This window comes from Kitasatospora sp. NPDC093679, assembly GCF_040683455.1.
Lineage (GTDB): Bacteria > Actinomycetota > Actinomycetes > Streptomycetales > Streptomycetaceae > Kitasatospora > Kitasatospora arboriphila.
In genome coordinates, this window is the sequence record NZ_JBFBDW010000102.1 from 1 (window position 1) to 10851 (window position 10851).

Annotated in this window: 8 protein-coding genes; 4 read left to right on the forward strand and 4 right to left on the reverse strand. The window is 72.9% G+C overall.

The genetic code is table 11. The annotated features are described in order from the left end of the window. Positions 1 to 87 precede the first annotated feature (87 nt). Entirely contained in the window at positions 88 to 1287 is a 1200-nt protein-coding gene (locus AB0O09_RS38205; RefSeq protein WP_363550297.1) for a PP2C family protein-serine/threonine phosphatase, read from the reverse strand. 246 nt (positions 1288 to 1533) lie between these two features. On the opposite strand from AB0O09_RS38205, the gene AB0O09_RS38210 reads away from it, so the two are divergent. Then, positions 1534 to 1752, forward strand: coding sequence for a cation transporter (locus AB0O09_RS38210; RefSeq protein WP_030266153.1), 219 nt, complete (start codon positions 1534 to 1536; stop codon positions 1750 to 1752). Positions 1753 to 1977: 225 nt separating this feature from the next. Then, complete coding sequence (locus AB0O09_RS38215) at positions 1978 to 4260, forward strand: heavy metal translocating P-type ATPase (RefSeq protein ID WP_363550300.1); 2283 nt, start codon at positions 1978 to 1980, stop codon at positions 4258 to 4260. A 61-nt stretch (positions 4261 to 4321) separates the two neighbouring features. Here the strand turns inward: AB0O09_RS38215 and AB0O09_RS38220 are convergent, their stop codons facing one another. The 3 genes from AB0O09_RS38220 to AB0O09_RS38230 all read right to left on the reverse strand — a co-directional run bounded on the left by AB0O09_RS38220 (position 4322) and on the right by AB0O09_RS38230 (position 9275). Then, positions 4322 to 5041, reverse strand: a complete 720-nt coding sequence (locus AB0O09_RS38220; protein WP_363550303.1) for an SDR family oxidoreductase — start codon at positions 5039 to 5041, stop codon at positions 4322 to 4324. Between the two features lie 545 nt (positions 5042 to 5586). Further along, positions 5587 to 6876, reverse strand: coding sequence for a citrate synthase (locus AB0O09_RS38225; RefSeq protein ID WP_363550306.1), 1290 nt, complete (start codon positions 6874 to 6876; stop codon positions 5587 to 5589). Positions 6877 to 7100: 224 nt separating this feature from the next. Further along, positions 7101 to 9275 (reverse strand): ATP-dependent RecD-like DNA helicase, encoded by a 2175-nt coding sequence (locus tag AB0O09_RS38230; RefSeq protein ID WP_363550314.1) that lies wholly within the window; start codon positions 9273 to 9275, stop codon positions 7101 to 7103. 296 nt (positions 9276 to 9571) lie between these two features. On the opposite strand from AB0O09_RS38230, the gene AB0O09_RS38235 reads away from it, so the two are divergent. After that, positions 9572 to 10036, forward strand: a complete 465-nt coding sequence (locus AB0O09_RS38235) for a GNAT family N-acetyltransferase (protein WP_363550308.1) — start codon at positions 9572 to 9574, stop codon at positions 10034 to 10036. Between the two features lie 62 nt (positions 10037 to 10098). Then, positions 10099 to 10755 (forward strand): class I SAM-dependent methyltransferase, encoded by a 657-nt coding sequence (locus AB0O09_RS38240; RefSeq protein WP_363550311.1) that lies wholly within the window; start codon positions 10099 to 10101, stop codon positions 10753 to 10755. Positions 10756 to 10851: the final 96 nt, after the last annotated feature.

Here is a 10851-nt window from a genome sequence, read left to right on the forward strand (position 1 = left end):
CCACACCTACAATCACCACCGCGGACACACCGCACTCGCAGGCAAGCCACCCGCCAGCCGCGTCCCCAACCTCACGGGTCAGAACACCTAGTGCCCGTGGTGCGGGTTCTGCGGGTGGTCGCCGGGGCGGCTGACCAGCATCAGCAGGGCGTCGTCGCCGAGTGCGCCGCCGGTGTGCACCAGCAGGTCGGCGTAGACCCGGCCGACCGCGGACTCCAGTTCGGCGGCGGAGCGGGCGGTGCCGCGGACCAGCGGTCCGACCCGCTCGGCCAGCGGGTAGAACTCGCCGGTGCGGTGGTGGCGGGCCTCGACCACGCCGTCGGTGCAGAGCACCAGCACGTCCTCGGGCCCGAAGGGCTGCCGGACGGCGGTGGGTTCGCCGGTGGCGAGCGGGCCGAGGCCGAGCGGCACCCACGGGTCGGTGGCCTCCAGCACGGCGACGGTGCCGTCCGCGGCGACCCGGATCGGCGGGACGTGGCCGAAGTGCAGCAGCTCGACCGTCCCGGGCGCGCCGAACTCGGCGAACAGGGCGGTGGTGAACTCCCCGTCGGGCACGTGCCGCTCGACGCTGGCCTCGATCCGGGCCGCGACCCGGTTGAGCTTCTCCTCGTCGTAGGCGGCCTCGCGGAAGGCGCCGAGCACCACCGCGGCGGTCTGCACCGCGCCCAGGCCCTTGCCGCGGACGTCGCCGACCAGCAGCCGGGTGCCGTGCGGGGTGTCCAGGGCGGAGTAGAGGTCGCCGCCGATCCTGGCCTCGTCCGCGGCCGAGACGTAGCGCACGGCGAGGCGCAGCGGTCCGACCTTGGGTCCGGGGCGGCGCAGCAGGGCGCGCTGGGCGGCCTCGGCGACGGAGCTGACGGCGGCGAAGGCGGCGGCCCGGCGCATGCGCAGTTCGGCGATGTACGCGCTGATCGCGGTGAGCGCGACGTAGCTGACCATGGCGCCGATCAGGAAGCGGCCGTCGTGGAAGTTGGCGACCTGGTCGTAGTTGCTGAGCCAGAGCAGCGAGAGGAAGCCGACGCCGCAGACCAGCAGGAGTTCGACGGGGGTGAGCAGCAGCGCGGAGACGGGCGGGACGACGACCATCAGCGGGGCGAGGTAGCGGTCCTGGCCGGTGAAGAAGTCGACCAGCGAGATGGCGAGGACGGCGAGCAGCGCCGGGGTGGCGCGGCGGCGGAAGGAGAGGTCCTGGAGGTCGGTGGCCAGCAGGGCGGACTTGCGGCGGGCCGGGGCCAGCCCGGTGGCGTCGCGCACGGCGGCGCGCTGGACTCGGCTGCTCCGGAACACATACCGAACATATCGGACACGAGGCCGCATCGCGCCGTTCGCGGCCGCCCGCCGACGGGGTGACACCCGCGCGCACGCCGGATGTGCGGAGCGCGCCGGCACGGCCTGCGCCCGCCGCGGCGGTGTACGTTCCGAGATCCACGCCACAGCCGACCCGCCGGCCTCGGAATACCCCCTGGGGGTATGGTGTTGGCAGAGGCAGGCGCACGGCAGAAGGCCGCGCCCCGACACCGCCCGGAGGCACCGATGTCCAGCACCGTCACCTACACCGTCGCCGGCATGAGCTGCGGCCACTGCGAGAAGTCGGTGACCGCCGAGGTGTCCGGCATCGCCGGTGTCACCGAGGTCGCCGCCGACGCCAAGGCCGGCACCGTCACCGTCTCCTCCGCCGCGCCGCTCGACGACGAGCAGGTCCGCGCCGCCGTGGACGAGGCCGGCTACGAGCTCGTCGGCCGCACCGCCTGAGACCGCCGCGGGGGCGCGGCCTCAGGCACTCTCTTTCGGATCTTGTCGGATCAGCGCGCGGCGGTGGGCGCCCGGCTGGGCGTGCCGGCGGATCGGCCTCGTACTGGACCGTACTTGGACGATTCGCCGGTGCGTTCAGGCGGGATGCCCGGCGTCGCGCGCCCGGCAAGATCCGAAAGAGAGTGCCTAGCCCGCGCCCCCGGTACGCTCGTCCGAGGAGATGAGATGAGCACGACCATGCACGCCACCGGGGACACCGCCCGGCAGCGCGTCGAGCTGTCGATCGGCGGAATGACCTGCGCCTCCTGCGCCGCCCGGATCGAGAAGAAGCTCAACCGGATGGACGGCGTCGAGGCCACCGTCAACTTCGCCACGGAGAAGGCCCGGGTGGACTTCACCGACGGCGTCACCGTCGACGACCTGATCGCCACCGTCGAACGCACCGGCTACACCGCGGAGCTCCCGCCGCCGCCCGCCCCGGAGCCCGCCGCCGAACCGGCCGCCGGCTCCCCGGCGGACACCGCCCGGGAGCCGGACCCGCTGCGCGAGCGGCTGCTGGTCAGCGCCGTGCTGACGGTGCCGGTGGTGCTGCTGTCGATGGTCCCCGCCCTGCAGTTCGACGACTGGCAGTGGCTGGCCTTCGCCCTCACCGGCCCGGTCGTCGTGTACGGCGGTCTGCCCTTCCACCGCGCCGCCTGGACCAACCTCCGGCACGGCGCCGCGACCATGGACACCCTGGTCTCGCTCGGCACCCTGGCCGCGTTCGGCTGGTCGGTGTGGGCCCTGTTCCTCGGCGACGCCGGGATGCCGGGCATGCGGCACGCCTTCACCCTCGCGGTCGGCACCGGCGACGCCTCCTCCACGCTCTACCTGGAGACCGCCGCCGCGGTCACCACCCTGATCCTGCTCGGCCGCTGGCTGGAGGCGAGGTCCAAGCGGCGGGCCGGCGCCGCCCTGCACGCCCTGTTGGACCTCGGCGCCAAGGACGTCGCCGTGCTGCGCGACGGCCGCGAGCAGCGCGTCCCGGTCGCCCGGCTGGTCCCCGGCATGCGGTTCGTCGTCCGCCCCGGCGAGAAGATCGCCACCGACGGCACCGTCGTCGAGGGCGCCTCCGCCGTCGACGCCTCCATGCTCACCGGCGAGTCCGTCCCGGTCGAGGTCTCGGTCGGCGACACCGTCACCGGCGCCACCGTCAACGCCGGCGGTCGCCTCGTCGTCGAGGCGACCCGGGTCGGCGCCGACACCCAGCTCGCCCGGATGGCCCGGCTGGTGGAGGAGGCGCAGAACGGCAAGGCCGCCGCCCAGCGCCTCGCCGACCGGATCTCCGCCGTCTTCGTGCCGATCGTCATCCTGATCGCCCTCGGCACGCTGGTCGCCTGGCTGCTGGCCGACGCCGACCCCACCGCGGCGTTCACCGCCGCCGTCGCCGTGCTGATCATCGCCTGCCCGTGCGCACTGGGCCTGGCCACCCCGACCGCGCTGATGGTCGGCACCGGCCGCGGCGCCCAGCTCGGCATCCTCATCAAGGGCCCCGAGGTGCTGGAGACCACCCGCCGGGTCGACACCGTCGTCCTCGACAAGACAGGCACCGTCACCACCGGACGGATGTCCCTGGTCGCCGTGCACACCGCCGACGGCACCGACGAGCGGCAGGCGCTGCGCCTGGCCGGCGCCGTCGAGCACGCCTCCGAGCACCCGGTGGCCGCCGCGATCGTCGCCGCCGCGGCCGAGCGCACCGGCCAGCTGCCGCCGGTCGACGCCTTCGCCAACGTCCCAGGTCTCGGCGTCCAGGGCACCGTCGAGGGCCGCACCGTGGTCGCCGGCCGCGAGGCCCTGCTGACCGCCCGCTCGCTGCCGGTGCCGGCGGAGCTGGCCGCCGCCCGCGTCGCCGCCGAGCGGGCCGGCCGCACCGCCGTCGTGGTCGGCTGGGACGGCTCCGCCCGGGCCGTCCTGGAGATCGCCGACACGGTGAAGCCGACCAGCGCCGCCGCCGTCGCCGACCTGCGCGCGCTCGGCCTGCGCCCGGTGCTGCTCACCGGCGACAACCGGGCCGTCGCCGAGGCCGTCGCGGCCGAGGTCGGCATCCCCGCCGAGGACGTCCTCGCCGAGGTGCTCCCCGAGGACAAGGTCGCCGTGGTGAAGCGGCTGCAGGCCGAGGGCCGTTCGGTCGCCATGGTCGGCGACGGCGTGAACGACGCCGCGGCGCTCGCCCAGGCCGACCTCGGCCTCGCCATGGGCACCGGGACGGACGCCGCGATCGAGGCCGGCGACCTCACCCTCGTCCGCGGGGACCTGCGCACCGCCGGCGACGCCATCCGGCTCGCCCGCCGCACCCTCGGCACCATCAAGGGCAACCTGTTCTGGGCCTTCGCCTACAATGTCGCGGCGATCCCGCTCGCCGCGGCCGGGCTGCTCAACCCGGTCGTCGCCGGTGCCACCATGGCCTTCTCCTCGGTCTTCGTGGTCACCAACAGCCTGCGGCTGCGCCGCTTCGACGCCTCCTCCTGAGGCGTCCGCACATGGCCGACGGCCCCGGGCGGATCTCCGCCCGGGGCCGTCGCCGTGGTGCTCAGCGGCCGAGCAGCTCGCCGCCGTTGCAGTGCAGGATCTCGCCGGTGATGAACCCGGCCTCCGGCGAGGCCAGGAAGTGGACCGCTGCGGCGACCTCGAACGGCTCGCCGATCCGCCCCAGCAGGGTGCGCGCCGCGCGGCGCGAGACCTCCGCCTCGTCCAGCCGCGGGCCGAAGAACTCGGTGCCGGAGACGGTGCCCGGGGCGACGATGTTCGCGGTGATCCCGGACGGGCCCAACTGGGCGGCCAGGAAGTTGTTCCAGGCGTGCAGCGAGGCCTTCGCCGCCCCGTACGAGCCGGCGCCGCGCAGCGCCGCGATGGAACTGACCGTCACCACCCGGCCGGAACCCGGCGTGAGCCGCTCCCGGATCGACTCGGTGAGCAGCACCACCGTGAGCACGTTGCGCTCGAAGTCGCCGCGCCAGCGCGCCAGTACGGCGTGCGGGCCGGCACCGATCACGGTCTCCCGGCTGCCCGCGTTGTTGACCAGGACGTCCACGGTCGCCGGCAGGGAGTCCAGGGCGTGCTCGACCGCGTCCGGGTCGGCGAGGTCGCAGACCAGGGTGGAGACGTTCTCGCCGAGCTCGGCGGCCGCCCGTTCCAGGACCGCGCGCCGGCGCCCGACGATCACCACGCGCTCCCCCTCCTCGGCGAAGCGGCGGGCCACCTCGTACCCGATGCCGGTGCCACCACCGGTGACGACGACGTTCCTGGTCATCCGCGCTCTCCCTCCCTGCCCCGACGCCGCCGCAGACACGTGCGGACGGTCCGTACCGGAATGGGTCGATTCCTATCACGCTGGGTTGCGAAGACTGCGGGGAGGGTGACGCAGCGCGCCGGAAAGCGTGTGATAAGGGGACGGACCGCTCGGCTCGGCTCCGGCACCGCGCGCACACGGAGCGTGGAGAGAGGCAAGTCACACTCCGGGAACGTAACTCCCGGACCCCGGATACGTCATACCGTGTGTACTGCGGCGGTTTTCTCCGGCCGAGCGGCGGTGTGGCGAACGGCTTCACGCCTCCGCACCGGTCGCGCTGCCGCGAACGGGGCTCCGGCGGGCCCCGGTACCGCCGCCGACGAGTTCGGCGGCACAGCGCACGGCGCCGGGGTGCGAAGGTCAGGGACGCTTTGAGCGGCCGTTCCTGGCACGGTCGCACCCGGGTGCCGTGCGCCGGGTCTTTCCCGGCGGCCCCGGGGCCCGACGGAACGCCGAAGGGCCCGGCCGCCCCGAGGGGAGCGGCCGGGCCCTTCGCACGGACCGGGTCAGCGGTCGCCGAGGTCCACGTAGTCGCGGATCGCGGTGCCGGTGTAGATCTGCCGCGGACGGCCGATGCGGCTGGTCGGGTCGTTGATCATCTCGTGCCAGTGGGCGATCCAGCCGGGCAGCCGGCCCAGCGCGAACAGCACGGTGAACATGCTGGTCGGGAAGCCCATGGCGCGGTAGATCAGGCCCGTGTAGAAGTCCACGTTCGGGTACAGCTTGCGCGAGACGAAGAAGTCGTCGCTGAGCGCGTGCTCCTCCAGCTTCAGCGCGATGTCGAGCAGCTCGTCGCTCTTGCCGAGCTGGCCGAGCACCTCGTGCGCCAGGAGCTTGACCTGCGCGGCACGCGGGTCGAACGCCTTGTACACGCGGTGGCCGAAGCCCATCAGCTTGACGCCGTCCTCGCGGTTCTTCACCTTGCGGATGAAGGCGTCGACGTCGCCGCCGTCCTTCTGGATCTGCTCGAGCATCTCCAGGACGGCCTGGTTCGCACCGCCGTGCAGCGGGCCCCACAGCGCCGAGATGCCCGCCGAGATCGAGGCGAACAGGTTGGCGTGGCTGGAGCCGACCAGGCGCACGGTGGACGTCGAGCAGTTCTGCTCGTGGTCCGCGTGCAGGATCAGCAGCTTGTCGAGGGCGTTGACGATGACCGGGTTGATCTCGAAGTCCTCGGCGGGGACGGCGAACGTCATCCGCAGGAAGTTCTCGACGTAGCTCAGGTCGTTGCGCGGGTAGACGAAGGGCTGGCCCATCGCCTTCTTGTAGGCGTAGGCCGCGATCGTCGGCAGCTTGGCCATCAGGCGCACCGTCGACATGTGGCGCTGGTCCGCGTCGAACGGGTTGTGGCTCTGCGGGTAGAACGTCGAGAGGGCGCCGACCACCGAGGACAGCATCGCCATCGGGTGGGCGTCCCGCGGGAAGCCCTGGTAGAAGCGCTTGACGTCCTCGTGCAGCAGGGTGTGCTGGGTGATCTCGTCGCTGAAGGCCGTCAGCTCCTCGGCCTTCGGCAGCTCACCGTTGATCAGCAGGTACGCGGTCTCGATGAAGTTGCCGCGCTCGGCGAGCTGCTCGATCGGGTAGCCGCGGTAGCGCAGGATGCCGTTGTCGCCGTCCACGAAGGTGATCGCGGACTTGTAGGCGGCGGTGTTGCCGAAGCCGTTGTCCAGGGTGACCAGGCCGGTCTGCGGGAGCAGCTTCGAGATGTCGAAGCCGGCGTTGCCCGCAGTGCTCTCGACGACGGGGTACTCGTACTCGCCGTCCTGGTACCGCAGTACTACCGAGTTGTCGCTCACGTCTTCCTCACCGACGAAATGAATCCTCATCCGAGTGCCCTGACGTTCCTACGATCCCCCATCCGGAGGACAGCCGCGCACCCGGGGTGGGCCGAAAAGGGGCCCGCCATACAAAACCTGTCGCCGAAGCCGGTGTGAACCGGACAAGATCGGCACCAGACCAGGTTCCGCCCTAAATCTCTTCACGTCAAGACAACCCGGGACCGTACCGCACCCCCGGCGGATCATCCAATCGCCAGCCGATGATCAAGCGCGGAGTGCCGACGACCTGCACTGACGGCCCTCACCGCCTGCCCGATCGCCCTCCGTGACCCCACCAGTACAACCAGTCTCTTCGCCCTCGTCACAGCCGTGTAGAGAAGATTTCGCTGAAGCATCGACCATGCCGATGTAGTGACCGGAATCACCACCGCCGGATACTCGCTCCCCTGCGACCGGTGGATCGTCACCGCGTACGCGTGCGCCAGCTCGTCCAACTCGTCGAAGTCGTACGGCACCTCCTCGTCCTCGTCGGTGCGCACCACCAGCCGCTGCTCCTCCACGCTCAGTGAGACGACCACCCCCACCGTGCCGTTGAAGACGCCGTTCGCCCCCTTCTCGTAGTTGTTCCGGATCTGCGTCACCTTGTCCCCCACCCGGAACGTCCGCCCGCCGAACCGCCGCTCCGCCAACCCCTCCCGGGCCGGCGTCACCGCCCCCTGCAACAGCGTGTTCAGGTTCCCCGCCCCCGCCGGACCACGGTGCATCGGCGCCAGCACCTGCACGTCCCGCCGCGGATCCAGGCCGAACCGCTGCGGGATCCGCCGCGCCACCACGTCCACCGTCAGCCCCGCCGCCCGCTCCGCGTCCTCCTCCGCGAACAGGAAGAAGTCCGGCAGCCCCTCCGTCACCGGCGGCAGCCCCTCGTTGATCCGGTGCGCGTTCGTCACCACCCCCGACTGCTGTGCCTGCCGGAAGATCCGCGTCAACCGCACCGACGGGATCGGACTGCCCTCCGACAGCATGTCCCGCAGCACCTCGCCGGCCCCCACCGACGGCAGCTGGTCCACGTCCCCCACGAACAGCAGGTGCGCCCCCGGCGCCACCGCCTTCACCAGCTTGTTCGCCAGGATCAGGTCCAGCATCGACGCCTCGTCGACCACCACCAGGTCCGCGTCCAGCGGCCGGTCCCGGTCGTACGCCGCCTCCCCGCCCGGCCGCAGCTCCAGCAGCCGGTGCACCGTCGACGCCTCCGCCCCCGTCAGCTCCGCCAACCGCTTCGCCGCCCGCCCGGTCGGCGCCGCCAGCACCACCTTCGCCCGCTTCGCCAGCGCCAGCTCCACCACCGACCGCACCGTGAACGACTTCCCGCAGCCCGGACCACCGGTCAGCACCGCCACCTTCCGGGTCAGCGCCAACTTCACCGACTCCCGCTGCTCCGGCGCCAGTTCGGCCCCCGTCCGACGCGCCAGCCAGCCGAGCGCCGCCTCCCAGTCGACCCCCGCGAAGCCCGGCAGCCGGTCTCCCTCCGCGTTCAGCAGCCGCAGCAACTGGTTCGACAGCGACACCTCCGCCCGGTGAAACGGCACCAGGTACACCGCCGTGATCGGCTCCCCGCCCTCCCCCGGCACCCGCTCCCGGACGACGCCCTCCTCCGCCACCAGCTCGGACAGGCAGTCGATCACCAACCCCACGTCCACCTGCAGCAGCTTCACCCCGTCCGCGATCAGCCGCTCCTCCGGCAGGTAGCAGTGCCCCTGGTCGCTGCTCTGCGACAGCGCGTACTGCAGCCCCGCCTTCACCCGCTCCGGAGAGTCGTGCGGGATCCCCACCGCCTGCGCGATCCGGTCCGCCGTCAGGAAGCCGATCCCCCACACGTCCGCCGCCAGCCGGTACGGCTCGTTCTTCACCACCCCGATCGAGGAGTCGCCGTACTTCTTGAAGATCCGCACCGCCAGCGACGTCGACACCCCGACCCCCTGCAGGAAGACCATCACCTCCTTGATGGCCTTCTGCTCCTCCCACGCCGCCGCGATCATCTTCGTCCGTTTCGGGCCCAGCCCCGGCACCTCGATCAGCCGGCCCGGCTCGTTCTCGATGACCTCCAGCGTGTCCACCCCGAAGGCGTCCACGATCCGCTCCGCGAACCGCGGCCCGATCCCCTTGATCAACCCGGACCCCAGGTACCGCCGGATGCCCTGCACCGTCGCCGGCAGCACCGTCGTGTAGTTCTCCACCGTGAACTGCCGCCCGTACTGCGGATGCGACCCCCACCGCCCGAACATCCGCAGCGACTCGCCCGGCTGCGCCCCCAGCAGCGCCCCCACCACCGTCAGCAGGTCGTTCCCGCCGCGCCCGGTGTCCACCCTGGCCACCGTGTAGCCGGTCTCCTCGTTCGCGTACGTGATCCGCTCCAGCACGCCCTCGACCTGGGCGAGCTGCCGCGGGGCACCCTGCTGCGCCGCACCCTGCCCCGCGGCGCCGGGCTGCCCCGTGCGCTGCTGCCCCGTGCGCTGCTGCTCCGTGGTCACGAGGCCCTCCCAGTCCTGCTCACACCGACGCCGGCGACCGTTGTGCCACGCACGGTACCTCCCGCTGCGGACAGCCGGGCCCGTCACCGGGGAGAACACCGCTCCCGGGGCGCTTCCCGGCCACCCGCGCGACCCCGCACCACCCCGCCGGGTGACGCCCCGTCGGACCGGCGTAGGGTCGGTCCATGAGCGACCTCGTCATCCGGCCCGCGACCGAGGCCGACCTGCCCGCCGTCGTCGCCATGCTGGGCGACGACCCGCTCGGCGCCGGCCGCGAGTCCCCCGACGACCTCACGCCGTACCGCGCCGCCCTCGCCCGGATCGCCGCCGACCCCCACCAGCACCTGGTCGTCGCCGAACGGGACGGCCGCACCGTCGGCACGCTGCAGCTCACCGTCGTCCCCGGCCTCTCCCGCCGCGGAGCCACCCGGACGATCGTCGAAGGCGTCCGGATCCACTCCGGCGAACGCGGCAGCGGCCTCGGCACCACCCTGATCGAGTGGGCCGTCGAGCGGTCCCGCGAACTCGGCGCCTCCCTCGTCCAACTCACCTCCGACGCCACCCGCACCGACGCCCACCGCTTCTACGAACGCCTCGGCTTCACCGCCTCCCACCTCGGTTTCAAACTCGCCCTGCCGGCACGGGAGTAGACGCCGCACGGCACCCGGATCCGTCGGCCGCGACTGTCGTACCCCCCTGGCAGACTCGACCGATGACCGACCCCCACGCCCCGATCGCGGCCTACTGGGACGCAGCGGCCGACACCTTCGACGACGAGCCCGACCACGGCCTGCACGACCCAGCCGTCCGTGCCGCCTGGGCCTCCCGCCTGCACGGATGGCTCCCCGAGCCGCCGGCCCACGTCCTCGACCTCGGCTGCGGCACCGGCTCGCTCTCCCTCCTGCTCGCCCGCCAGGGCCACCACGTCACCGGCATCGACCTCGCCCCCGGCATGATCGCCCGGGCCCGCGCCAAACTGGCCGCCACCGGCCTGGAGGCCGCCTTCCACGTCGGCAACGCCGACACCCCGCCCGCCCGCTCCGGCGGCTACGACGCCCTGCTCTGCCGCCACCTGGCATGGACCCTCGCCGACCCGCCGGCCACCCTGCGGCACTGGGTGACCCTGCTGCGCCCGGGCGGCACCCTGGCGCTCGTCGAGGGCCGCTGGCGCGAGGCGGGCGACACCGCCTCCCCGTACGAACCCGGAGCCCACCCACTCCCCTGGGCCGGCGGCGTCCGCGCCCGGGACCTCGCCGACGCACTGCGCCCGCACGTCACCGAACTGGCGGTGACGCCGCTCAGCCAGGACGCGACCCTCTGGGGCGGGCCGGTCTCCGACGAGCGGTACGCCCTGGTCGCGCGAATCTGATCCGGAAATGCGAGAAGCCCCGCCCGGGGTCCCCGGGCGGGGCTTCTCAGAAGAATTGTTCGGCGGCGTCCTACTCTCCCACAGGGTCCCCCCTGC